Annotated in this window: 19 protein-coding genes; 15 read left to right on the top strand and 4 right to left on the bottom strand. The window is 51.8% G+C overall.

Features of this window, described 5'->3' with window-relative positions; genetic code table 11:
* The first annotated feature begins 115 nt into the window (after positions 1 to 115).
* Complete coding sequence (locus MJO52_RS03340; protein WP_252084546.1) at positions 116 to 1,906, top strand: MFS transporter; 1,791 nt, start codon at positions 116 to 118, stop codon at positions 1,904 to 1,906.
* A 251-nt stretch (positions 1,907 to 2,157) separates the two neighbouring features.
* Entirely contained in the window at positions 2,158 to 3,990 is a 1,833-nt protein-coding gene (locus MJO52_RS03335; RefSeq protein ID WP_252084545.1) for an MFS transporter, read from the top strand.
* A gap of 237 nt (positions 3,991 to 4,227) precedes the next feature.
* Here the strand turns inward: MJO52_RS03335 and MJO52_RS03330 are convergent, their stop codons facing one another.
* Positions 4,228 to 6,159: a cytochrome c/FTR1 family iron permease gene (locus MJO52_RS03330; RefSeq protein ID WP_252084544.1), complete on the bottom strand. Its 1,932-nt coding sequence runs from the start codon at positions 6,157 to 6,159 to the stop codon at positions 4,228 to 4,230.
* Positions 6,160 to 6,337: 178 nt separating this feature from the next.
* Between MJO52_RS03330 and MJO52_RS03325 the strand changes: the two genes are divergently transcribed.
* From MJO52_RS03325 to MJO52_RS03275, 11 genes are all read left to right on the top strand, one after another.
* Entirely contained in the window at positions 6,338 to 6,817 is a 480-nt protein-coding gene (locus MJO52_RS03325) for a glutathione peroxidase (protein WP_252084543.1), read from the top strand.
* Between the two features lie 2 nt (positions 6,818 to 6,819).
* The gene (locus MJO52_RS03320; protein WP_252084542.1) at positions 6,820 to 7,329 is read left to right on the top strand and encodes a MarR family winged helix-turn-helix transcriptional regulator; all 510 of its coding nucleotides are present in this window, start codon (positions 6,820 to 6,822) and stop codon (positions 7,327 to 7,329) included.
* Between the two features lie 397 nt (positions 7,330 to 7,726).
* Positions 7,727 to 9,262, top strand: coding sequence for a 2-isopropylmalate synthase (locus MJO52_RS03315; protein WP_252084541.1), 1,536 nt, complete (start codon positions 7,727 to 7,729; stop codon positions 9,260 to 9,262).
* Complete coding sequence (locus MJO52_RS03310; RefSeq protein WP_252084540.1) at positions 9,263 to 10,036, top strand: uracil-DNA glycosylase family protein; 774 nt, start codon at positions 9,263 to 9,265, stop codon at positions 10,034 to 10,036.
* Positions 10,033 to 10,506 (top strand): ribosomal protein S18-alanine N-acetyltransferase, encoded by a 474-nt coding sequence (gene rimI / locus MJO52_RS03305; RefSeq protein WP_252084539.1) that lies wholly within the window; start codon positions 10,033 to 10,035, stop codon positions 10,504 to 10,506. The genes MJO52_RS03310 and rimI overlap by 4 nt, the downstream gene beginning before the upstream one ends.
* Before the next feature lie 153 nt (positions 10,507 to 10,659).
* Positions 10,660 to 12,042 carry an MATE family efflux transporter gene (locus MJO52_RS03300; protein ID WP_252084538.1) on the top strand — a complete coding sequence of 461 codons (1,383 nt, stop codon included), beginning with the start codon at positions 10,660 to 10,662 and terminating at the stop codon, positions 12,040 to 12,042.
* A 231-nt stretch (positions 12,043 to 12,273) separates the two neighbouring features.
* Positions 12,274 to 13,611, top strand: a complete 1,338-nt coding sequence (locus tag MJO52_RS03295) for a YHYH protein (protein WP_252084537.1) — start codon at positions 12,274 to 12,276, stop codon at positions 13,609 to 13,611.
* 419 nt (positions 13,612 to 14,030) lie between these two features.
* The gene (locus MJO52_RS03290) at positions 14,031 to 15,392 is read left to right on the top strand and encodes a YHYH protein (RefSeq protein WP_252084536.1); all 1,362 of its coding nucleotides are present in this window, start codon (positions 14,031 to 14,033) and stop codon (positions 15,390 to 15,392) included.
* Positions 15,393 to 15,421: 29 nt separating this feature from the next.
* Positions 15,422 to 15,982, top strand: coding sequence for a hypothetical protein (locus MJO52_RS03285; RefSeq protein ID WP_252084535.1), 561 nt, complete (start codon positions 15,422 to 15,424; stop codon positions 15,980 to 15,982).
* A gap of 223 nt (positions 15,983 to 16,205) precedes the next feature.
* The gene (locus MJO52_RS03280; protein WP_252084534.1) at positions 16,206 to 17,648 is read left to right on the top strand and encodes an ATP-binding protein; all 1,443 of its coding nucleotides are present in this window, start codon (positions 16,206 to 16,208) and stop codon (positions 17,646 to 17,648) included.
* A gap of 5 nt (positions 17,649 to 17,653) precedes the next feature.
* Positions 17,654 to 18,325, top strand: a complete 672-nt coding sequence (locus MJO52_RS03275; protein WP_252085957.1) for a response regulator — start codon at positions 17,654 to 17,656, stop codon at positions 18,323 to 18,325.
* A gap of 83 nt (positions 18,326 to 18,408) precedes the next feature.
* On the opposite strand, the gene MJO52_RS03270 is transcribed toward MJO52_RS03275, so the two are convergent.
* Entirely contained in the window at positions 18,409 to 20,172 is a 1,764-nt protein-coding gene (locus tag MJO52_RS03270; RefSeq protein ID WP_252084533.1) for an aminopeptidase P family protein, read from the bottom strand.
* Positions 20,173 to 20,722: 550 nt separating this feature from the next.
* Here MJO52_RS03270 and MJO52_RS03265 point away from each other — a divergent pair.
* A complete protein-coding gene (locus MJO52_RS03265; RefSeq protein WP_252084532.1) occupies positions 20,723 to 21,940 on the top strand; it encodes a tyrosine-type recombinase/integrase in 1,218 nt (405 codons plus the stop codon).
* A gap of 214 nt (positions 21,941 to 22,154) precedes the next feature.
* On the top strand, positions 22,155 to 22,664 hold the full coding sequence (locus MJO52_RS03260; protein ID WP_252084531.1) for a hypothetical protein: 510 nt from the start codon (positions 22,155 to 22,157) through the stop codon (positions 22,662 to 22,664).
* A gap of 38 nt (positions 22,665 to 22,702) precedes the next feature.
* Here MJO52_RS03260 and MJO52_RS03255 read toward each other — a convergent pair whose 3' ends face one another.
* The gene (locus tag MJO52_RS03255) at positions 22,703 to 23,956 is read right to left on the bottom strand and encodes a Y-family DNA polymerase (protein ID WP_252084530.1); all 1,254 of its coding nucleotides are present in this window, start codon (positions 23,954 to 23,956) and stop codon (positions 22,703 to 22,705) included.
* Positions 23,957 to 24,346, bottom strand: a complete 390-nt coding sequence (locus MJO52_RS03250; RefSeq protein ID WP_252084529.1) for a LexA family protein — start codon at positions 24,344 to 24,346, stop codon at positions 23,957 to 23,959.
* Positions 24,347 to 24,403 lie beyond the last annotated feature (57 nt).

The raw sequence follows: 24,403 nt of genomic DNA, 5'->3' as shown, positions 1-24,403 counted from the left end.
AAGCACGATGACCGAATACGGGTCTAACAAGGAATATTCGCAGCATCACTCAACAAATATGAATCCCCGACTGATAACCAATCAGATATAGGCTGTCTCATGTAAGGAAGTGGCAATGGCTCGACAGAATCAGTTTCAGCTATTGGGAAAACGCCGCTTCCTCCCCCTATTCCTTACTCTGATCACTGTCTATTTCAACAACAATATCTTCAGAAATGCTCTCTTAGTTATTCTCGCTTTCCAGCTGGCAAAAAACGAAGCCAATACTCTGATCAATCTGGCAACCGCACTTTATCTTTTACCTTTTTTCCTGTTTTCTATCACAGCGGGACAATTGGCAGATAGGTTCGATAAAAGCAAATTTATTAGGCTGATTAAGCTGCTAGAAATCCCCATTGTACTTCTGGGGGCTGTTGCGCTGTATGCCAACAGTAAGATGCTAAGCTTCTTAGTTTTATTCCTATTAGCAACCCACGAGACTTTCTACGGCCCTGCCCGCTATGCAGTTATGCCCCAACACCTGAAACGAAAAGAACTGATGGGTGCTAATGGGTTGGCACAAATGGCAATTTTTGCTGGCAGCCTTAGCGGTGCAATCGTAGGCGCTCTACTCGCAGATTTTATCAAGCCGGGACAACATGGGGTTTTATATCTTAGCCTTGTCATGTCTGGTATCGCAGTTTTCGGTTATTTAAGCAGCCGCGCAATACCTCCAGCACCACCATTGTCACCCCGCTTAAAAGTGAATTGGAACCCAGTAAATCAAACTCTGAAAATTTTACAGCAAACAATGAAGAACCCTTCGGTTTTTTATTCCATCATCGCCTGCTCTTGGTTTTGGCTAATCAGCACAACTTTTATTGCGCAAATTCCCAGTTTCACCAAAAACACACTGGGCGCCAGCGAACCCGTGGTTACCCTGATGATTTGCTGCTTAACAATTGGTATTTCGCTTGGATCCCTTATGTGCAATACCTTATCTCGAGGCCGCATTACACTTGGCATAGTACCCATCGGTGGCCTTGGAATAACTCTGGGCGGGCTTGGTCTGGGTTTTAGCGCACTAGGTTTTCATACTATATCTGGAGCATCCATATCTGAATTTATAATGAGCGACAACGCAGTTTCAATTTTGCTCTATACAGTATTGGTGGGTTTCTCCGGGGGGATCTTTATCGTGCCACTCTACACCATCATTCAAGACCGGGCAGAAAAGCAAATACGTGGACAAATTCTTGCACTGAACAATATGTCCTACGCCTTATTCGTTGTCATAATCTCAATAGTCAATATTATATTGCTAGATGCGGCAAAGATATCTATCACCCAACTTATAATATTCCTTGCAATTTTAAACCTCCTTGCATTGATTTTTATCTGTTTCAAATTACCCGAGCTGTTAGTACACCTAACCACCTGGGCCTATACAAATATCGTAGCTCGAGTGCAAGGAGAAAACTTGAAACTGATACCAGAACAAGGAGCCACTCTCATCATCTGCACGTCCATGAATTACCGGGCACCTCTAATCCTATATGAGATAATACCGCGCCCCGTTCGTTTTATATTACCGCAGTCATTATTCAATCATAAATTAATACGCTTTTCCCTTAGCAATGGGGGTACACAACCTATAATTTACAACTCAGAAAAAACAGAAAAGAATATCAACCTTCTCAACGAAATAGAAAACGCAACAAAAAAAGAGGAACTTTTGTGTCTATTTATAGACAAGCAAGATCATTCAAGTTCAATCATGAAAAGAAGAAAACAGTTATGGGGCATATTTAAGAATCATAAAGTTCCCATTATTCAAACTCTATTGCAGATCAAGAAGACAAAAAGCCAGTTAAGCAGAAGAACATTATTAACCTTAAAAAACATTTACAAAGACGACGATATTTAAAAAGAAAACCTACAAAGACAGCCTCACCATTTAAGGATAAAGACCTCAAAAACCACAACTACTCTTTTACAATAACAATCAACACTATAAAACCAGATTCCATCTACTAGTTGGCAGCAGTTCCTTCTACTCTCCAAGCATCCACTGATTCAGCTTTACCCTATGCTATTAGTTACTCACTTTTGCACTGATACAATGGTTTAGTCACTGGATTTGTTCAAGGGAAGCAACCTAACTAAAGAAAGGCGCCAATGGCCCAGCAAAACCAATTCACCCTTTTTACCAAGCGCCGCTTCCTGCCACTGTTTCTCTCACTGATCAGCGCTGCCTTCAACGACAATATTTTCAAAAATGCACTCCTGGTGATGCTGGCATTTCGTCTGGCGGAGTCCGAGGCTAATGCCTTAATCAATCTCGCAACGGGCTTTTATATACTGCCGTATTTTCTCTTTTCGGTAACGGCCGGCCAGCTAGCGGATAAATATGACAAGAGCCGAATTATCAGGATATTGAAGTTAGCGGAAATATTTTTTGTCTTGCTGGGAGCCTATAGCCTTATTTATAACAACCAGATCCTGAACTTTATTGTGTTGTTTTTAATGGCAACACACACCGCTATATTCAGCCCTGTGCAGTATGCCCTACTACCCCAACACCTCAAGCGCAGCGAGTTGATGGGAGGCAATGGATTGGCACAGATGGCTTCCTTTGCCGGGGTGTTAGTCGGGACTATTGCCGGTACCCTACTCGCCGGTTACACAAAACCAGGCCAACCGGGACTGGAGGAATTGGGAGCCATCATGGTTGTGATAGCCGTCTTAGGCTATCTTGCCAGCCGAATGATCCCACAAGCACCTCCCCCGACCCCAGACTTGCGCATCGACTGGAACCCCGTATCCCAAGCTTGGCGTATAATGCGGCTAACGGTTAAGAATCGATCAGTTTTTTACGCTATTCTCGCCTGTTCCTGGTTCTGGCTGGTCAGTTCAGCCTATCTGGCACAGGTGCCCAGCCTCACCAAGAATGTACTAGGCGCGAGCGAGCCAGTTATCACCATTATTCTGTGCTGCCTATCCATTGGTGTGGCGGCGGGCTCCCTGATGTGCGAAGCACTCTCCAGAGGGCGCATCACATTTGGCATAGTACCTATCGGCGCCTTGGGGATCACTCTAGGTGGGCTGGGCCTCGGTATAACCACTGCACAGTTTGACACCTTGTCCGGGGCATCTATCAGCGAATACCTGCAAAGTGATGGCGCTTATGCCGTACTCATATATACCGCTTTACTGGGCATATTTGGCGGTATTTTCATCGTACCGCTTTATACAATCATGCAGGACAGGACCGACTACGCTGTGCGTGCGCAAGTCCTATCCCTAAACAATGTTTTAAACGCCCTATTTATTGTACTGATCTCGCTGCTTAGTATTTTTTTCCTCGATGTACTGAAAATTACAATTCCGCAGCTATTTATCCTGATGGCTCTGGTGAACTGTACAGTAATGGCTTTATTGTTTTTCAAACAACCAGAATTTATTGTGCACTTACTCGTGTGGCTTTCCTCGCATCTATTCGCCCGTACCTCCTACGGAGAACTCAAGCACATTCCCGCCACAGGAGCTGCATTGCTAGTCTGCAGCCCAGCAGCCCGGCTGGCGCCCCAACTGCTTATGGATACTCTGCTGAGGCCGATTCGCTTTATTCTGCCCCAGGGGTTTAATCAATTTCCTTTGCTGCGATTTATTTTTAACAATTACAGTCTTGCGCCCATTTTTTACGACGCAACAAGAGAGAAAGAGAAGTTCACAGCGGAAATACGTCGAGCTGTAGGGAATGGTGAATTAATCTGCTTCTTTCCCGTTAAAGATTACTGTGACAGTGAATTTACTGATATTGAAAGACAACTAAAGGAGGTCTTAACGCATACGGCCACCCCCATATTCCCCCTTACTCTGAAGGGATTGCACGATGAGGTTTCAGGCAGCCCCAATCATAAAAAAATGCGCTTTTTCCCCAAAGTACATATCAGCGTAGGGCAGCCTATTGCAGCGAAGGATATAAACAAATCAGCCTTAGCTGAGTAACTCAGAAAAAGTGTTACTTAATTCATCGATTTAACCAGCAGCCACTAACCACCAGTAAAAAATGTGCCTTATTCAAACCCCAAATTCAGAGTTTAATCGCGCTCAAGTCCAGCAACAGCTGCGAACTCCACACCCAAATAGGGTAATTGGCATATTCAGATTCTAAGTGGAGCTTCTTTAGCAAAAAATACCCGCTTCTAGGAGCGGGTATTTTCAATACTTTCAGGCTGTGTTTTATTAAGCAACCTTAGCTGGAGCCTTAGTAGAAGCACTCCCCTTTCTCATCAGCCAAAGCGCTCCGATAAGCACCAAGGCTTGCAAGCCAATCCCCTGCCAAGTTGGGTAAATACCCAGCCAGTCGAAGCTAAACTGCACCGGCAGCGGTGAAATACCAATCCAGGCTGCCTCCTGCAACGCGGCAATTGCCTTGCCTGCCAGTACGAATGACAGTGCCAGCAATACATAAGTGGTCACGCTGAAGAATTTACCGATCGGCAGGCTCACCGAGTAACGCACTAGGGCAAAACCAATCACCGCCAGTAAAACTACACCAGTGCCAATCCCTGTCCACAAAGTGCCATAATGACCTGCAGAAGTCTGCGCCAGTAGAGATTGATAGAACAGGATGGTCTCGAAGATCTCACGGTAAACTGCGATAAATGCCAGCCCTGTAATACCCCAAAGGGCACCGGTATTCAGGCTACGGTTGATGCTTTCACGGATATATTTCTGCCACTCGTCCGCTTGTGTTTTGCTATGCATCCAGAAGCCCACATAGAAGAGCACTACCGCGGCCAGCAAGGCGGCCACGCCCTCCATCACCTCACGACCGGCGCCACTAATGGTGATCAGTGTTTGCGCCGCAATCCAGGTGGCAAAGCCGGCGGCAAAGGCACCGACCCAGCCCACATGCACAAATTTGAGGGCATCGCGACGGCCAGTTTTTACCAGGATGGTAGTCAGAGCAATCACCACCAACAGCGCCTCCAACCCTTCACGCAGAAGAATCACCAGACTGGCAATAAATAGAGCAGCACCAGACAGGTTGCCCTCCTGCATTAGCGACTCCGCTTGAGCTAGTTGCTGCAGGATTGTCTCAATCTGCGCCCGAACCTGTTGGGGATCGCTATCGGCATGGAGTTGCGCGCGCAATCCCAGCAACTCACGCTCAGTGGCCAAGCGTAGGTCTGCATCCAGAGAATTCAGGGAATTTTCCGCCATCTCAAAACCATCGAGATAGGCGCTGATAGCCAGTGTGCGAGCTTTGGCGAAGTCGCCCTGTTGATAAGCCAGCAGCGACGCCTGTAACTGTGTGCGCGCCACATCAATGGGAGAGCCGCCTACCGAAGCCTCTGCGGTAAACAGCACACTCGGATCAGCGCGTAGTGCCGCCACCGTCTGCGAGGAGATTTCCGGACGATCATTGCGCAGCACCTGTGGGCTATACATCACCATATCTTGCAAGCTAGGTTTCATTTCCGCAGCCGGGTCGCTTTCACCGGCAAATGCCAAGCCACCCACGTAAAAAGCGAGAGACCAGCGCTGCTGCTCGGTGAGGTTAGCAAATGCAGTCATGGCGGTGCCATCAATACCATTGCTGATCGCATCGTAAAGCCCCAACAGAGAACGATTATCAGCGCGCTCGCGCTCATGGAAATTGGTCGGCGCAGGCTCCAGATTCGCCGCCAAGAGGCCGTCGCCGTGGCCCTCCACACCGTGACACGCAATACACTGGGCCTGATAGAGCGCGAGAGTCTCTTCAGTACTGACTAATCCACTTGGCAGTGATAATGCCGGAGCAATAGCTAGCAACCCCTGGCGCAAACTGGCTGTGTGTACCTGCACTTCATCAATATCCGCTTTGCGCTGGATCGCCGCCTGTAAAGCCTGGGCCTCTGCGCGAATAACACTGGCCTCGGTGGAATCTTTTAGCTGCTGCCCACGGTCGATCAGCAGACCGGCGAACTCCTCCATTTCAGCATATTCGTCGGCATTGATGATCTTGCCTCCGGCCACAGCCTCCGGGTAATCAACGCCAATATACTCCGCCATTTGCATCAACTGGCGCAGTTCCTGCTCTGAGCCCCCCCCCTGCTGGGCCTGGGCGGGGATAATCGAAATGGCCAGCAACGCTAAAAACAAGCGAGCCAGATAGTGGGAAAGGCGCATGGAGTGTCCTTTTCAGTTGCTACAAACAATATTCGTTATGGAGCGCACAATATTATTGATAATCATTCTCATAATAAACCCCATGCTTAAACTCACCTATATTCATTGAGTTGAAAAAGCCTTGCTTTTTATATTGCCCACAATTAAATTGTGCACAACTTAAAAAGCGGAGCACACCATGACAGACCTTTACTCAATCCCCGTAAAGACCGCCAGCGGCGAAACCACTTCCCTTGAGAACTACAAGGGCAAACTGATCCTTGTGGTAAACACTGCCAGCAAGTGTGGATTCACCAAGCAGTACAAAGGACTCGAAGCCCTCTACGATCAATATAAAGACCGCGGCCTAACCGTGCTTGGCTTCCCCTGTAACCAGTTCGGCAAACAGGAACCCGGCAGTGACGATGAAATCCAAGAGTTCTGTGAACTGAATTTTGGCGTCAGCTTTCCCGTTTACGCCAAACTCGATGTCAATGGCCCCACGGCTCACCCACTGTTTGTGGAGCTGAAGAAAAGAGCACCGGGCCTCCTTGGCACCGAAGGCATCAAGTGGAACTTCACCAAATTCCTGATCAGTAAGGATGGCAAGGAAATTAAACGCTACGCCCCAAAAGACACCCCTGAGTCCCTGCAGGAAGAAATCGAGCGGATGTTGTAACTGTGATTTGCGACGAAGATTCCGAGCTGGCTCTCAACCGCCAGCTCTGTTTTGCCCTCTACGCTGCCTCCAGGGCTATGACGAAAGCCTATCAGCCCATGCTGCAAGACCTGGGCATCACCTACCCCCAGTACCTTGTGTTGATGGTGCTCTGGGAGTGGGCACGTGAAGATGAAAACTGCGAAGTCGAAAAGGACGGAAAGGATAATGAGAGAAGCCTCGGCGCTCTCGGGCAGCGCTTGATGCTCGATTCAGGCACTCTCACCCCCCTCTTGAAGCGCATGCAGGAACATGGACTGGTAGAGAGAAAACGCGCTCCATGGGATGAACGGGTCACTCTAGTGGCTGCCACTAGTGCTGGTCTGGCATTAAAGCCCCGGGCCAAGCAGTGGGTGCAGCAAAACATCCAAAACTCAGCCATTACTCGTACTGAGGTGAAACAGCTTCACGGTGACCTCTGGCAATTTCTAAACAAGCTGGAAGGTAGCAATCCCATAGGGACTGCAAAGTAGAAACATTATTTTCCTCATCGCCCCCGGGAACCTTCATCCTTGGGGCAAACACCCTAAGAGAGAAAACAAGCCAACAAATAGCACAATTATTAGGACGCAATTACCCGTAAAAAACGATTTGAATGAATATTTAGGATAAGCATTGACCTCAAGCTTAAAAAACCTCCATAATATGCGAAATCCAGTCCGCTGCCGGTATCGCCACACATGAAGACTGACAACTGTACTTTTCAGCCTCGCCATTTCGCCCTAGCTTCCTCGCTACGACTGCCCTTGCGCGGCATATAATTTTTCTCCCCCCCACCCTCAACAGAATTCCCAACTTTATTTGGACGTTGCGTAGACAGCGGCGAAGCCCCTTGTTTAGCCTCGAAACAAATAAGGAGAAAAAACAGAAATGAGCACCAAAAAAGATAAGTTAGTCATTTTTGATACCACTCTGCGCGATGGAGAGCAGAGTCCCGGCGCCTCTATGACCAAAGAGGAGAAGGTGCGCATAGCCCGTATGCTGGAACGCATGCGTGTAGATGTGATTGAAGCTGGCTTCGCCATTGCCAGCCCCGGAGATTTTGAAGCTGTTCAGGCGGTTGCCGAAGCCGTGACCGAGTCTCGTATCTGCAGCCTCGCGCGCGCCGTCAACGCCGATATAGTGCGCGCCGGAGAGGCCCTGAAAAAAGCCAACGCCTCGCGTATTCACACATTTATCGCCACCTCCCCAATTCATATGCAATACAAGCTGCAGATGGATCCGGAGGATGTGCTGCAGCAAGCGGTGAAAGCCGTAAAGACCGCGCGCCAGTTTACCGACGATGTTGAATTCTCTCTGGAGGATGGCAGTCGCTCTGAACCGGAGTTTATGTATCGTATTATCGAGGCGGTGATCGCCGCTGGTGCCGGCACTATCAATATCCCCGATACTGTCGGTTATGGTGAACCGGGCGAGTACGGTGCCATGTTCCGCCGGGTTATCGAGAGTGTCCCCAACTCCGACAAAGCCATCTTTTCTACCCACTGTCACAACGACCTGGGTCTGGCGGTGGCCAACTCCCTGTCCGCCGTTATGAACGGCGTACGCCAGGTAGAGTGCACCATCAACGGCTTGGGTGAGCGCGCCGGCAACGCCTCTCTGGAAGAAATCGTGATGGCGGTACAGACCCGCCAGGATCTCTACCCCGTACACACCGGCATCGACACCAGCCATATTGTGCCCACCTCACGCATGGTCTCGTCGGTAACCGGCTTCCCGGTACAACCCAACAAGGCCATTGTCGGTGCCAACGCCTTCGCCCATGAGTCCGGCATCCATCAGGACGGGGTACTCAAACATCGCGAAACCTACGAAATCATGCGTGCCGAAGATGTGGGTTGGGGGCAAAACCGCCTGGTGCTCGGTAAACATTCCGGCAGAGCCGCGGTTCGTGCCCGCTATGAGGAGCTGGGCATCGCCTTTAGTGATGGCGAAGAGTTCCAACTGGTATTCCAGCGCTTTAAGGAACTGGCCGATAAGAAGCACGAAATTTTCGACGAGGACCTGCACTCTCTGGTGGCCCTGCGCGAGGAACCCGCCGAGCGCTTCAAGCTGCTCGACCTGGACGTACGCACTAAAATCGGCAGTGCGCCACAAGCCTTTATCGAACTATCCATCGATGGTGTGCCCCACCAGACTGAGGCTCAAGGCGGCGGACCGGTAGATGCCACTTTCAAAGCTATCGAGCATATCGTGGATAGTGGCGCAGACTTAAAACTGTATTCCGTCAACGCCGTCACTCAGGGAACAGATTCCCAGGGCTCTGTCACCGTGCGATTGGAGAGAGATGGCCGTCTGGTCAATGGTGTTGGCGCCGATACCGATATTTTGATTGCCTCGGCACAAGCCTACATGGATGCGTTAAACTTGCTCGCCATCAGTGAGAGTAAGAAACAGGGCGTGTAAGTGAACGAGCTGCAGCGAGCGGAATATCTATCGGTACTGGGTATAGCCAGCTATGTGCCGCGCTTTGTATTACCGCTCGCTCCCGAGCCCCGCCAGGCCAAGCTGCCGCCGGCGGAGCCTGATACCGCTACTGACCAGCCGCTGCCATTAGCTAGCAACCCCCTGCCGCAGTCTGCGGCACAGATTATTGACGCACCGGCAACCAAAGAGCGTGATACTGTCGCGGCGGAGATCAACGCACTAACTAGCTCGACAAATGTACAGGCTCCGGTAAAACCTACTATTGCCATACCGGTGGCAGCGCCGAGCCAGCAAGTGAAACCCTTTGTGCTCAACTGCTGGCGTCTCGGCGAAACCCTGCTGGCAGTAGACAGCCACGAGCCCGGTGCCGCACTGCCACTGGAGTCTCTGTTCGGCAATATCGTTCGAGCGCTTAACTGGCACGAGCTACCGCGCCAGCAAGAGCGTCTGCATTGGCCAATGGCAGAAAACCGCTTCGGCCCGGCGGCAGACGCCTCGGAGGCCCGCGATACCTTTTCCAGTTGGCTGGAGGCCTCCTGCTCGCGCTATCCAGTGCGGTCGATCTGGTTGATGGGGCAAGAAGCACAGGAATTCTGTACACCTCAGCCCCTGGAAAGCGATATCAACCACTGGGATGGTATACGCATCCTTTCCATCCCCAGTCTGTCGCAACTGCTACAACAGCCGCAACGCAAGCGCGAACTCTGGCAGCTGCTGCGCAAAGCCTATCCCGCAGAGACCCGCGCTCAATGATGTTGTCCAACACCAAATTGGATTTACGTCTCGCCGAGGAGACTGACTGTGCCGCTCTGGCCAATCTGGCGCTCAGTGCCCACAGCCACCCCTGGAGTGAGACACAATATCTGCAAAGCCTAAAAGACGGGCACCAGTGCTGGCTTCTCAGCAGTGGCAATGAGACTGTCGCCTGCTGTGTAATCAGCCAGCTGTTTGACGAAGCGGAAATTCTCGATGTGGCCGTGGTACCCCAGTGGCGCCGGCATGGCTTGGCGGAAACGCTGTTGCGCCGCCTTATCGACGAGCGACACAAAGATATCCGGCGGCTATTGCTGGAGGTGCGGGCCTCCAATCTCGCCGCGCAGTCACTCTATCGCAAACTGGGTTTTTCTGAGGATGGCTTGCGCAAGAATTACTATCCCGCGGAAAACGGCAAACGCGAGAATGCTGTACTCATGAGCCTCGCCCTGGCAGAGCCGCAACCGTAGCTTAAAACAGTCAGCGGGCGTTTTTGGCCCAAATTTCTCGCCGTGCCATCCCACGCAGTTTTCCGCAGGGGATGCTGCCGAACCATATCTTCATTGCCTGAGCAGTATCAGAAAATCTGCCCAAACAACCGATTTGTTGGAAAGAGTTATCGAATGTCGCTATCTAAAAGCAGTCCCTCACTCCTAGAAGGCTCGGTTTCCGGCCACCTGCAGAGACTGGCTCTGCCCATGGTGTGGGGTATCCTCGCGGTAATGTCCTTCAATATCGTGGATACCTATTTTGTCTCACAGCTGGGCAGTGCCCCTCTAGCGGCTATGAGCTTCACCTTCCCGGTTGTAATGGTCATCAACAGTTTCTCCATTGGTCTCGGCGCCGGCACCTCCTCCGCGGTAGCCCGTGCCTACGGTGCCGGAGATGTAGGGAATGTGCGCAGATTAGTAACAGACGCCTCAGTATTGGCGCTCCTCATTTCTCTGCTGATTACTGTCGCCGGCTTGTTGAGCATTCGCCCTCTGTTTTCCCTGCTCGGTGCCAGCGAAGAGCTGATGCCACTGATTGAGGACTACATGGTGCCCTGGTACATCGGCACCATCTTCGTGATAGTCCCCACCATTGCCCTTTCGGCTCTGCGCGCTATCGGCAACAGCGCGCTGACCGGTCGAATCATGGTGGGGGTGGCCCTGTTCAATGTGATCCTCGATCCTATTCTGATTTTCGGCCTGCTAGGGTTTCCCCGGCTGGAATTACAGGGCGCAGCGATCGCCACTGTCATCGTGCGCGCCATCAGTTTCTTCTTCGCCTTCTATTATTTGATCCGCCGGGAAAATCTTGTGGCCGCGCCCCAATGGCACTTCGGTACCCTAGTCGAATCCTGGCGCAAAGTCCTCGCCGTGGGGCTGCCGGCGGTACTCACCAATGTCATTATCCCCATGGCCGGCGGTGTTGTAGTAGCACTGGTGGCCGTACACGGCGACGAGGCTGTGGCCGGACTCGGCGTGGCACTGCGTATCGAGCCAGTCGCCCTGATTATTTTTTATGCACTTTCTGCAGTCGTCGGCCCCTTTATGGGACAAAACGCCGGGGCCGGCAACACCGACCGGCTGCGGGAAACCGTCAGTGTATTGGCACGTTTCTGCCTGATACTGGGGACGGGGTTGGCGGTGCTGCTTTATTTGATCGGCGAGCCAGTAGTGCGCCTGTTCAGCGACTCCCCAGAAGTTATCGCCGTGGCTGTCGCCTACCTGAGCCTGGTGCCGTTTAGCTATGCCGGTTACGGTTTTGTAATGTCGGCCAATGCCGCCTTCAACGGCCTGGGTCGGCCATTGCCTGCAACCATGATCTCTTTCTTGCGGGTACTCGGTATCTATCTCCCCCTAGCGTGGGTCGGCAACTATTTCTGGGGCATGACCGGATTGTTTGCCGCTACCGCCGCATCCAACCTGTTGCTTGGCGCCCTATCCTGGTGGTGGCTGCGCCACGATACCAGCAAGCGCAGTGCGGAAGTCGACACAACAGAACCCCTATCGGCCAGTTAATTTCAGTTCAGGAAAACGCAAGCGACAGCCTCATTGCGCAACTCTCCCGTCCATGAGGCTGCCTCTTGTTCAACTTTACAGCGCTGTATTTGGCTCTGCCGCACTTCATAATGAATTATCCGCCACACTAGTGAGCTTGCATATTACTTCCCACTTTGCACGTTAGTTTCAGCCGTGGCCGAACCCAGAGTCCGGTCACGCCTACTTACTCCGCAGCAAGGACGGTGATTTATGCAAGAAAAGGAAAGTGCATCGCTTCGCTGGCAACTGTGGCGCAACACAGTCCTGTCAGCTCTACTCTCGACCCTGGTTTCAACAAGCCTAATGGGCTGCGATCAGGACGACCCCGATACCCCTCCAAAAGATGATTCCGGAGATAATGGCGGCGGTAACAACGGGAACCACGAGCCCTGGATTCTGAACACCACTGGCGTCCGCGCACCCTATATCTACGAAAGCGATAGCAACGAACAGGTATTGGTGAACATCCAGAGTGTGGAGTCAGTCATGGTGGACGGCAAAGATTACACTCTGGTAACGGCGACAGGTATCCCCGATTACGAAACCGAAATCACCGACAACCTATACGGTTGGCTGATCAATCGCCCCAAGGCCGCCACTGATTTCGTCAGCGGTAGCCCCATTGTGCAGGTTGGCGATGTCGTCAGCTTTGGCCAGGATATCGGCTACCGCAGTAACACGCAGAGTTGTGCTACGAGTGCGGGATACGGCTACTGGCCTCCCGGTCCCGTGTGCCCTGAGAACGTCTCTCACCAAGGCTACTTCCCACTGGCACCAGAAATGTCCGATGAAAACTGTGAAAGCGGGCTTGGAGCACAGGGCTACTGGGTCAACGGCACTTCCATCTATCAGTGGAGCGATGGCCAGGTAGTGGATGGCACTTGGCACACCTTGGCACCGGTGGCAGAAAAGTACGATGTAGATATCTGCGGAGGCCATGCGGCTAGGGGGGATTACCATCACCATTTTTACAGCCGCTGCCTGGCGGATCTGGTTGGGGACTCAGGCGGTACTCACTCCCCGATTTACGGCTTTACCGCCGATGGCTATCCCATCTACGGCCCCTGGGAAGCCGATGGAGAACTGGCCATAAGCAGCTGGGCCATTCGCAATTACGACGACCCCAGCGCACCGAGTGGTTGCGGCATAGCCGGGGAGCGCAGCTGCTTGTTGATCGATGAGTACGATTTCACTAAAGGCACTGAAGTACTAAACAATAGAGGCCCCAGTACCAGTGATATTTTCACTTCTCTATCGGGCAATACGTTTATTACCAGGTCTGGTTTTTTCTATGAGGATTATTATTGGGACAGCGTCCTTACTGCGCTCGGCGGTGCCTATCTGGATCAATACAACGGTCACAGCGATAGTGAACGCGGTTACCACTATCACCTCACCGTGACCCAGGCCGAAGACGGGCAGCTTATTCCAGCCTTTCCCTATACCTTCGGGCCGCGCTTCTACGGCAAGCTGGATAGCCAGACGATCGTCAGTGTCTGTTCCGATGAGGTCGGGGGCGGTACTCCGCCGGGGCCCCCACCAAGGTAAGCCGAAACACCTTAAGGTTTTGCATTTAATTTTATGCGCTGCTGCAATTAAACCGCGCTGCGGGATTCCCCCCAGCGTGGTTGGCAATCTCACCCCCACAACTGTCACTACGCTTGAAGACTATTCCCCAAGGCAAACTTTGCAAAATTTAACAGTATCGATCTCTGCCAGAGAGCGGCATCATATTTTTTCATCGCGTTAAAAAATCGGCAAAGGGGGAATGAATGACTTCCCCATATCCATTGGGGAGAAAGGTTTTTGCAGACATAGCCGCTTTCACGCAATGGTCTGTTTTAGTGCAATAGTGAAAGGCATTTCTCATCGGGAAAACCAGCTGTGCAAGCCCCCATATTGTCCATATTTTGTCCTCTTTTCTTCAGTACTTTCAGGTGGCTTCTCCCTAGATGTCAGGGTTACCCATGAAAAGAATAGAAATGCTCCTCCCGGACCAGCGCTCGCTTTTATCCTGCGCCATCGCCCTTACACTGATCACCGGTGCCTTACAGGGATGCGGTGGCGGAGGGAGTTCTTCCTCTGATACAGAAATCAGCAGCGAGGGCAGTGATTCCTCAACCGGCAGCAACAGCGGTGATGACAGCAATGGGGACGAAGACACTGGAGGAGGCGACAGCAGTACGGAAGACACTGGGGTCTGGGTCGTCAATACCACCGGAGAGCGCGCGCCCTATATCTACGAGAACAACAGTAATGAGCAAGTTCTGGTCAATGTGCAGAGTGTTGAATCTGTTACTGTAAGCGGCAAGGAATACACCCGGGTATCCGCAAGCGGAATTCCCGACTACGAAATTCTGATCACCGAAAATATCCTCAGTGCCCTGCTCACCCGCCCCAAGGTTAACAGTGATTTCCTAAACGGCAGCCCCAATGTTCAACTGGGTGACTTCATCAGTTTTGGTCAGGATATCGGTTATCGCAGCAACGCCTCCTGTGGTGCCGAAGCAGGCTATGGCTTCTGGCCCCCCGGCCCTGTCTGCCCGGAGAATGTCTCGCATCAGGGCTACATCCCCAAATCCCCGGAAGCTGCAACAGAGGACTGTGAAACTAGCCTCGGCGTGCAGGGCTACTGGGTAAATGGCACCTCTATCTATCAGTGGAGCGACGGCCAGTCTGTCAACAACACCTGGCACACCCTAGCCCCTCTGGCCGAAGTCTATGATGTGGATGTCTGTGGTGGTCATGCCGCCAACGGTGATTACCATCATCATTTCTACAGCGACTGCCTGGCAAATCTGGTGGGGGATGTAGGTGATGCCCACTCACCAATTTATGGTTATACCGCCGACGGCTACCCGATTTATGGGCCCTGGGAAGGCGACGGACAATTGGCAATAAGCAGCTGGGCAATACGCGACTACGACGATCCCAGCTCAGAAACCGGTTGTGGCGTCGCCGGCGAGCGCTCATGCCTATTGGTTGACGAATACGACACTAGCAAGGGCGTTGCAAATACCAACAATACCGGCCCATCCACCAACGGCAGTTATACCTCCCTATCCGGTAACGAATTCGATACTACGGCCGGCTTTTTTTACGAAGACTATTACTGGGATCCTGAACTGTCAGCCCAGGGTGATGCATACCTGGACCAGTACAACGGCCATACAGATGAAGAACGCGGCTACCATTATCACTTGACTGTCACACTTAGCGATGACGCCCAATTGGTGCCCGCATTCCCCTTCACTTTTGGACCACGCTTTTACGGAAAACTGGATGAGCAAACCATTGTAAACCGGTGTTCTTCAACCATTGGGCGCTGACATCGAGCATCATTAAAGGCGAACTTTCTATGAAAATAATCGGGTATTTTCTTATTGGCTCCCTCTTCGGTCTGATGGTATCGGGCAGCCCCGCACTGACCGCCCAAGCCAACCCCCACGCCGGCCACAACGGCGATCAACATCCGGTCATAGAGATACCCGTGCATATAGCCGTACCGAGAATTGAACTGGACATCAAAAGAGATAGCCTGTCCGGTTTCAATTTACATATCGGCTACGACCGCTTCGAACTGGAATCCCCCCGCTACGCCAGCAATAAGCCACAGCGTTTCCTCGAAGGGCACGCACACCTCTACATCAATGGGGAAAAAATACAGCGCCTCTACGCCGCCGACGTGCATCTGTCAGAAAAACTGCTGAAACCTGGCTTCAACCAAATCACAGTGACTCTCAATGCGCACGACCATAGTACCTGGAGTCGCGGAGGCAAGCGGGTTTTGGCAACACTGTTTATTCAGCGCGACAGCGATAACTTTGTCCTGCACCATTTTTCCACATCGCCTTTATCTCAGGGTGAAAGGAGGGAAGAGAGTAAGAAGCCACAAGATTTAGCGCACATTAGTCAGTAAGCCGCTGGAGGTTTTCCCGCTGTATTTATTCAGCACGATTTTTCGCAAAGTACCTGAATTGCTTTGTATTCTTGGTCATAAACAGTAAGTAATTGGTCACTGAGATTGCCTCCCCTTTTGCTGTAAGTGTACGCTTGGAGAATCATCCGAACGGGCAAAGCCCAAAATGGTGGAACGGGAGAGTCCGCTATACCCACTGTCCGTAGGAAGGACTGCAAAAAAGATGTCGTTAAATATTCGCAACAAACTCAGCCTGGCTTTTTTACTCACCACGGCGATTACTGTCGGTGGTATGTTTGTTTTTTTCCAGTGGAGTTTCAGCCACGGTTTTCAGGCTTATATGCGTGCACAAGAGTTGCGCGATGTGGAAGGACTGGTCCAGGCACTGGAACGCTTTTACCGTCGTAAGGGCAGCTGGAAATCACTAGAAGCGAATGGCTCCGAGTGGATTGACCTGCACAGACAAACAATCTTTCGTCGCTTCGACCGCTTACCGCCACCCCCACCACCTGATGGCAGGCCACCGCGAGGCATGTTCGGGCCAGGCCATCGCCCGCCTATGGGTAACCGCTTGGGGCCGCGCCTAAGCCTTTTTGACAGTGAAAAGCGACTCGTGATTGGTCGACCAGCACCGGAAAAAGAATTGCTCTATCAGCCAATTAAAGTAGCAGATAAAACTGTTGGCTACCTCACTATCAATCCACCGCCCGAGCTCTCCAATAATTATGAACAGGGTTTTATCCGGGAGTTATCCCGCACTTTTGCGCTGATTTCCATCGCCACTTTTCTCGTTGCCCTAGCCATTGCCCTGCCCCTGGCCTGGCAGCTGGTACGCCCTATCCAACGCCTGGCCGAAGCCACCCACCGCCTCACTTCGGGAGATTATAAAACCCGAATTGATATCGAGCGGCGCGACGAACTTGGCCAGCTGAGTGCAGACTTCAACCGCTTGGCGGCAACCCTGGAGGCCAACGAGCACGCACGCAATCGCTGGATGGCCGATATCTCCCATGAGCTGCGCACTCCACTGGCAGTACTCAAAGGGCAAATTGAAGCCCTGCAGGATGGTGTACGCACAGCCACACCGGAAAATCTCAATATTTTGCACGATAAAATTCGCCAGCTCAGCCGCTTGATAAACGACCTCTATGAGCTTTCGCTATCCGATGCAGGGGCCTTGAACTATTGCAAATCCGACCTCTCATTGGGCCCATTGCTGATCAAGGTAGTTGAGGATTTTCACAGTGCCTTTGCCGAGAAAAATATCGATTTGCAATTGCAGTGTGAGTTGGCCGAAAACAAACTCATTTACGCTGATGAGGCACGTCTACAACAATTGTTTGGCAACCTCCTCACCAATAGCTTGCGTTATACCGATAGCGGTGGCCAACTTAAAATACATGCCCGCGCGGAAGCGCAAACGGCTATTATCACCTTTGCTGATTCCTCTCCGGGAGTCACCAGTGCAGATATGCCTCACCTTTTCGATCGTCTCTATCGCACCGAAGTCTCGCGCAGCCGAGAAACCGGGGGGGCGGGCCTGGGGCTGTCGATTTGCCAGAATATTGTCCAAGCCCACGAGGGCAGTATTTCCGCTGGCCCGTCTCGCCTGGGCGGCCTGGAAATTAGTATTTATCTCCCTCTCAGCGAGAGGATCAAATGGTAGGAATAATGGGCGCAAGGATTTTAATTGTCGAAGATGAAATAGAACTGGCCAACTTGCTGCTGGATTACCTTGAAGCAGCTGGCTACCAGGCCGATATACTCACTAATGGCAATGAGGTCATCCCCCATGTTGAGGCCCATCCCCCGGACCTGATTTTGCTCGATCTGATGTTACCGGGGAAAGGCGGATTGGAGATCTGCACGGCAATCCGCCGCTACAGCAGCGTACCGATTATTATGCTGACCGCCAGAATTGAAGAGGCTGACCGCTTGCGAGGCTTGGAAATTGGAGCGGACGACTATGTGTGTAAACCCTATAGCCCCAGGGAAATCGTGGCGCGGGTCAAAGCCGTTCTGCGTCGTACACACAGCTCCGAGCAACAAAAACTCGGGGAAATCCAGCTGCAGCGCAACACCGGTCAACTGTTGATCGGGGGCCAAGACGTGGGCTTAACGGCCCTGGAGTTCCATCTCTTCGAGCTTCTCTACAGTGAGCCGGGCCGTATTTTTTCCCGAGAACAAATCATGGATCGTATTTATTCCGACTACCGGGTAATCAGCGATCGAACTATCGATAGCCACATAAAAAAAGTGCGCAAGAAAATTGCGGCCTTGCTGCCGGATAAAGAATTAATCCATTCAGTTTACGGTGCGGGATACAAATTTGAGGTGCAGTAATTATTACGGTGTAAACGCGTAGTATTCTGTATTTTGATAGAGCCGCAAAAGAGATGCTGGGAGCTGGGCTCCCAGCGATCAAATTACAAAGCCTCGGTGGCTTTCTGTAACCAGGAAGCCGTTTTTTCATTCACCAGAGGCGTGATGATCTTCCGCACACGCTGGTGGTAACAGTTCAACCATTGCAGCTCTTGCGCGGTGAGAAGTGTAGTATCAATCAGACTCCGATCGATCGGCGCCAGCGTTAATTCCTCAAACTGCAAAAAGCCTTGGTAATCCACACTCTCTTTTACAAACACCAGATTTTCAATACGAATACCGTATTGACCGGTGAGATAAAAACCCGGTTCATTGGAGAGAATCATACCGGGCTGTAACGGGGTATTGGTAACCGCTTTGCCGATACGCTGTGGCCCTTCGTGCACACTTAGGAAACTACCAACACCATGACCTGTTCCGTGGGCGTAATCCAAGCCGGCATCCCAAAGAGATCTACGTGCAATCGCATCGATCTGCTCTCCACAGGTGCCCTGCGGAAAGCGTAGGGTCGCGATGGCAATATGTCCTTTGAGCACACGGGTAAAGTGCTCTCGTGCAAGTGCAGGAATTTCTCCCAGGGCCACTGTACGAGTCACATCCGTGGTGCCATCGGGATATTGAGCGCCCGAGTCGCACAGGAAAATTCCCTCAGGAGCCATCGGCAAGCTCGACTCCTCGCTCACCCGGTAGTGCACTATGGCACCATTGGGACCATAGCCCGAAATAGTTTCAAAGCTATTGCCGCGAAAGCCTTCGCGCTGCTGACGCTTGCTGTAAAGCAGCTTCACCGCAGCCAGCTCATCCAAACCTTCTGCCACTGCAGTGGGCAGTTCGGCTAGGAATTCACACAGCGCTGCACCATCGCGCTCATGCGCTGCCCTGGAGCCCGCCAGCTCTACGGAATTTTTACACGCCTTGGCCTGGGTCACAGGGTCACGCTCCAATAGCAATTGCAAATCCAGAGCGCGTAGCTGCTGCAGAGTCCAACAGTTACTAATTGTGGGGTCTACCCAAATCCTGTTCACGTGGCGGCGGCGCAGACCTTCAAACAACTGGCCCTTCTCGGTTACCACCATCACTTCCCGATTAAGGTGCTCCAAAAGCCCCTCACCAACTGCCGGTTCGGCCAGATACAAAATTGCGCTGCCATCTCTGAAGAGCACTCCACTGGATAGTGCTACAGGTAAATGGGGAATGTCGTCTCCACGAATATTGAACAGCCAGGCACAGCTCTCGGGATTTGCCAGCCACAGAGCATCTACACGCTTTTCGGCGAGAAGAGTGGCGATGCGCTGGCGCTTTTCACTGGAGTGCTCACCAGTAAACACATAGGGGTGGGGGCAGGCTTGGCCACAGGGAGATGCTGGCCGGTCGAGCCAAATCGTATCAATGGGATTCTGTTCCAAGGGCTTTAGGGCAATATCTCGTTCACCCAAATACTCTTTCAACAGCGCTAACCCCGGGTCCGTATGCAGGCGAGGATCAAAGCCCAGAGACTGACCCGAGCGCAGCTGATCACCCACCCAACGGGCAATAACCTCGCTATTTAGATCCTCCAGGGCTATGGGCAGGTCTCCCAATTGCTGCTGGCCTTGCAGGGTATAGCGACCATCTACAAAAAGAGCAGCTTTATCCAGGCCAATCACCGCCATGCCCGCAGATCCAGTAAAGCCAGTAATCCAGGCCAAACGCTCATCTGCTGCGGGCACATATTCATTCTGATACTCATCGGCGCGGGGAACCAGGAAAGCCTCCACGCCCTGTCGCCGCAACTCCTCCCGCACTCGCTGTAATCTTTCCTGACTCATACTTCCCCCATGGTTTTCCAGCACCCGAGCCACTTCTGCAGCCCCATGCTTAGTCACTGTTCTTTGTGATGACCTTGACTCGACTGAAAAGTCGAATTTATTCAAAAAGATGTTCTGGAGTGCCAGCAGTGCTGGCAGCTCCGCCTATTGACACTGCCGAAATGGTTTTTATGCCCCAATTTCAGAGACCAATTTCGCAGTATACCCCACCCTTGTATCAGCGCCGGCGTGTATAATGCAGACCTGTTTTTATTCCGAATATCGAGTGATCGAATCTTAAAATATGGGCCAGAGTTCTTCCCTGGCGGGCTACGCCGGCCGCCGCACCTTCGCTATCATTTCCCACCCCTATAAATCCCCCGCCGTCACAGCCTGACAACCTACGACAGAAAACCAGTAAAACCCGTACAAAACACTACTTTTCAAGCATTAGACCCGCGACAGCCTAAGTCACTCAAAACCAACCCCAGCCGCAAAAAATGTGTACATAGGCGTGTACACAAATCACCTTTTTGTTAGCCTTAAAAAATATGTACACATGGAGGTTGTTATGGCGTTGTCGGATGCCTGGCTGAAGGCTAATTCAGGAAAGAAGATAGAGAAGCGTTTTGAAAAGGCCGACCGGGATGGTCTCAGTGTGCGCGTTACGCCCCAGGGGAAAATCACTTTCCAGCTCCGCTACCGCTACGACGGCAAGGCGGCCCGTGTGGATCTCGGCTCCTACCCTTTAATGACACTGAAGAGCGCCCGAAGTGAAGGCCAGCGCCTAAAAGGAAAGCTGGAACAGGGCTATGACCCCAGGGTAGTTAAGCAACTTGAAAAGCAGGCGATCCTAAACGCGGATTCTTTGGAGGAGCTTTTCCTGCAGTGGTATCACTCCTACTGCAAGGAGAACAAAAAGGGCCACCATGAAATCCTGCGTTCTTTTCAGTTGTATGTGTTCCCGGCCGTTGGCCACCTCCCCGCCGAAGAAGTCACTTTGCATGAGTGGCTGGCCCTACTGGAGAAACGGGCACAGGCCACTCCCGGTATTGCCGACCGCATCCTGACCAATGCCAAGCAAATGCTGAAGTGGGGCGTGCGACGCAGGCTCATCACTAGCAACCCGATTGCCAATATCAACGCAACGGAAGATCTGCGCATCAAGAAAGGCACCGGCACCCGCTCCCTGAGCCCGGACGAAATCGGCATGATGTGGCAGGCCCTGGAGCACTCACGCATGGCGCCAAAGAATAAGATCTTCCTCAAGCTCTGTCTGTTCTATGGCTGCCGCAATGGTGAGTTGCGCGTAAGCGAGAAAGAGCACTTCGATTTCGAGAAGCGCATTTGGACAGTGCCACCCGCCAACCACAAGATGGGCAAGTCAACCAAGAAACCCCTGCTGCGCCCCATCACCCCCGAGATTGAGCCCCTACTAAAAGAAGCTTTTCTGCTGAGCGGTGAAAGCAAACACCTGTTCAACAATAGCGGCAGCGATAAGCCTATGGGCCAGGGCGCACCGCTGGCACTGCCCTACAACCTGATGCAGTGGCTGCGCCGGCACAGAGACTATGAGATGAAACACTGGTCGGTCCATGACCTGAGAAAAACCGCAAGGACAAACTTTTCCGAACTGACAGAGCCCCATATTGCTGAAATTATGCTGGGGCATAAATTACCAGGCCAGTGGCAAGTCTATGACCACTATGACTACTTGAAAGAGCAGACGGAAGCTTATACAAGGTGGTGGGAAAAACTAATAGATATCAATAGCTCTTCGCTCGAATAATAGTAATTGCTTTAAGCAAGTTGCCACAAATCAGGAAGCTTAAGCTACATCACATTTACAGAAATGTGGAAAATTGTAGAGGCATAAACTCTTACTAAGCAGCCCAGCCAGCTTATTAAACACGGAAAAATAACTAGTTGGTTATTCTTAAAAAGTTTAAATTGCTTTTTATAGACACAACACAACTTTTAAAAAAATTGAAGGAGAAAAATAAATGGAACTTGAATATATCGGCTCTATTGCATCAATCATTGCGCTAATTCTAGTGATATTTGGGGGAGCGTGGAATGCATATAAAAAATACAGTGCATACCGAGCGCGTCTCAAAAAAAATGCCATTCACACCAGAGATGGGCTTGTTTCGATGCTTAAGAATGCTGAAACCCCCACAGAAAGAAGTTATGCCGGCAATTCCATCCAACATCTACTAGACATACTCCGCCATAAGGTTCTCATAGTCTATGCAGAATTAGCCATTACCTTACTGACTGGTATTATTTTTTTACAGATATTTTTACACCTTCAGATGTTTTACTACGTGGTAGTCTCGATTACTTTCACTTCACTTATGTGTTTAGTCAATTTTTGGTACATGTCAACAATAAAAGTAATCCTAGATTCATCCGAATGGGATTTTGCATATACGTGGGCTTTTCATTTTGATCAAGGGAAAATTCGCAAAGAAAACCATAACAATAAAAAACAACCTAGCAGCACGGTATAAAATTGGCTGTAAAGTTGGCTCGACTATTGTTACCAATTTCAAGTCACCACCCTAGGTAAATCCCCCCACCGAGTGGTATAGGCAGGCGATGTAAACGCCTGCCGCATCTTCCATTTCTTCTGGATGCCTTCAGCCCCTAGAAACAGCGTCCCGCGACCAAACTTTTTATTGATCCGGTCCATCGCCTGCATGGTCTGCCCTGCCCTGAGCGATTGCCCTGGAGTGAATAAATCTCTCTGCCCCAGCGCGCGGGGGATAATCTCGATTAGCCCGACGCCTGCTTTCATAAAGCGGCAGCCGGGGCGGTATAAATCGGCAATGGCCTCTCTCACCAGCCGCACAATTACCCGTGTGTCATCGGTCGGGTATGGGGTCTGCACTACGACGCTGCAGCTGTAGTAGTTGGGCTCATGGGGTGAGGTGTGTAGAAACACATGAATCGACTTTACCAGCGACTTCTGTGCGCGCAGTTTCTCTGCGGCCCTGCTGGCGTAGAGGGTGGCGGCCTGCAGTATCGGGGGTAAGCCGGTGAGCTTTTCGCCGAAGGAGCGGGTGCAGTAGATCTGCTTCTTCGCTGGGGGCTCTTCCTCCAGTCCCAGGCAGGGGATTCCGTTCAACTCTTCAATAGTGCGCTCAATATTCACATTGATACGGCGACGCAAGATTTTCGGGTTGGCCTGCGCCAGGTCATAGGCGGTCTCTATGCCGAAATCCGCCAGGCGCTTGGTGAGGCGCCGGCCTATGCCCCACACATCATTGACGGCGGTGCGGCGCTGCATCCACTGCCACTTCTCTGGCGTATCCAACGCACAGACGCCATCGCATTTGGGGATTTTCTTGGCCGCGCGGTTGGCGAGCTTAGCCAGGGTTTTGCTGGGGGCGATACCCACACCGACAGGCATACGGATATTGCGCCAGAGGGTGTTGCGGATCTTGCGGCCGTAATCACTCCAATCTTCCTGCAGCCCGTGCAGGTCCAAAAACATCTCATCGATGCTGTAGACCTCCACATTGGGGCCGAACTCGCGCAGAGTAGTCATCACCCGGTGGGAGATATCGCCATACAGGGGATAATTGCTGGAGAAAATCGCCACCCGATGCGCGCGCAGCAGGTGTTGGACCTTAAAGAAAGGCTCCAGGTCGCCGATACCCAATAGCTTCGCTTCCTTGGAGCGTGCCACCACAAAGCCGTCGTTATTGGAGAGCACCACCACCGGGCGTCCACGCAGGTCCGGCCGGAATATCTGCTCGCAGCTGGCATAGCAGCTATTGCAGTCCACCAGTACTAGCATTCAACGCGGCCGGTGGTAACGCACCGAAGCTTTAACCACCCCCTCCACAATCAATTCCTGCCCCTCCCAGATGGGGATTGGGGCGTAGTCATCATTGGCAGAGAGCAGCCGCCCCTGCTGCTGGTCTAGCACCTTGCAGGTGAGCTGGCCATCCAGGGCCACCACAACCACATCGCCATGGGCAGGGGTTAACGAGCGATCGACAATCAGCAGATCCTTGTCGAAGATGCCCAACCCCATCATGGAATCCCCATTCGCCCGCGCCATAAAGGTCGCCGCCGGCTTGCTGATCAGATGCTCATCCAGGCTAAGGGCCGCCTCCTTGTGGTCATCGGCGGGAGAGGGAAAGCCACAGGCAATGCCGTGGCCGTAGAGTGGGGAAAGCTTCATTCTGGAAACCCTGAATACTGTATATGCATACAGTTTATTGCCAGAGGGCAGCAACCG

The sequence above is a fragment of the Microbulbifer variabilis genome (genome assembly GCF_023716485.1).
Classification (GTDB): Bacteria; Pseudomonadota; Gammaproteobacteria; order Pseudomonadales; family Cellvibrionaceae; genus Microbulbifer; species Microbulbifer variabilis_B.
This window is presented reverse-complemented; position numbering and strand designations above follow the sequence as displayed.

Bases quoted from the DNA above. Each gene is read 5' to 3' on its own strand.
- MJO52_RS03250 (WP_252084529.1), bottom strand. From the start codon at position 24,346: ATGAAGCTTTCCCCACTCTACGGCCACGGCATTGCCTGTGGCTTTCCC.
- MJO52_RS03315 (WP_252084541.1), top strand. From the start codon at position 7,727: ATGAGCACCAAAAAAGATAAGTTAGTCATTTTTGATACCACTCTGCGC.
- MJO52_RS03265 (WP_252084532.1), top strand. From the start codon at position 20,723: ATGGCGTTGTCGGATGCCTGGCTGAAGGCTAATTCAGGAAAGAAGATA.
- MJO52_RS03275 (WP_252085957.1), top strand. From the start codon at position 17,654: ATGGGCGCAAGGATTTTAATTGTCGAAGATGAAATAGAACTGGCCAAC.
- MJO52_RS03295 (WP_252084537.1), top strand. From the start codon at position 12,274: ATGCAAGAAAAGGAAAGTGCATCGCTTCGCTGGCAACTGTGGCGCAAC.
- MJO52_RS03270 (WP_252084533.1), bottom strand. From the start codon at position 20,172: ATGAGTCAGGAAAGATTACAGCGAGTGCGGGAGGAGTTGCGGCGACAG.
- MJO52_RS03325 (WP_252084543.1), top strand. From the start codon at position 6,338: ATGACAGACCTTTACTCAATCCCCGTAAAGACCGCCAGCGGCGAAACC.
- MJO52_RS03340 (WP_252084546.1), top strand. From the start codon at position 116: ATGGCTCGACAGAATCAGTTTCAGCTATTGGGAAAACGCCGCTTCCTC.
- MJO52_RS03285 (WP_252084535.1), top strand. From the start codon at position 15,422: ATGAAAATAATCGGGTATTTTCTTATTGGCTCCCTCTTCGGTCTGATG.
- MJO52_RS03335 (WP_252084545.1), top strand. From the start codon at position 2,158: ATGGCCCAGCAAAACCAATTCACCCTTTTTACCAAGCGCCGCTTCCTG.
- MJO52_RS03255 (WP_252084530.1), bottom strand. From the start codon at position 23,956: ATGCTAGTACTGGTGGACTGCAATAGCTGCTATGCCAGCTGCGAGCAG.
- MJO52_RS03300 (WP_252084538.1), top strand. From the start codon at position 10,660: ATGTCGCTATCTAAAAGCAGTCCCTCACTCCTAGAAGGCTCGGTTTCC.
- MJO52_RS03260 (WP_252084531.1), top strand. From the start codon at position 22,155: ATGGAACTTGAATATATCGGCTCTATTGCATCAATCATTGCGCTAATT.
- MJO52_RS03290 (WP_252084536.1), top strand. From the start codon at position 14,031: ATGAAAAGAATAGAAATGCTCCTCCCGGACCAGCGCTCGCTTTTATCC.
- MJO52_RS03280 (WP_252084534.1), top strand. From the start codon at position 16,206: ATGTCGTTAAATATTCGCAACAAACTCAGCCTGGCTTTTTTACTCACC.
- rimI (WP_252084539.1), top strand. From the start codon at position 10,033: ATGATGTTGTCCAACACCAAATTGGATTTACGTCTCGCCGAGGAGACT.
- MJO52_RS03330 (WP_252084544.1), bottom strand. From the start codon at position 6,159: ATGCGCCTTTCCCACTATCTGGCTCGCTTGTTTTTAGCGTTGCTGGCC.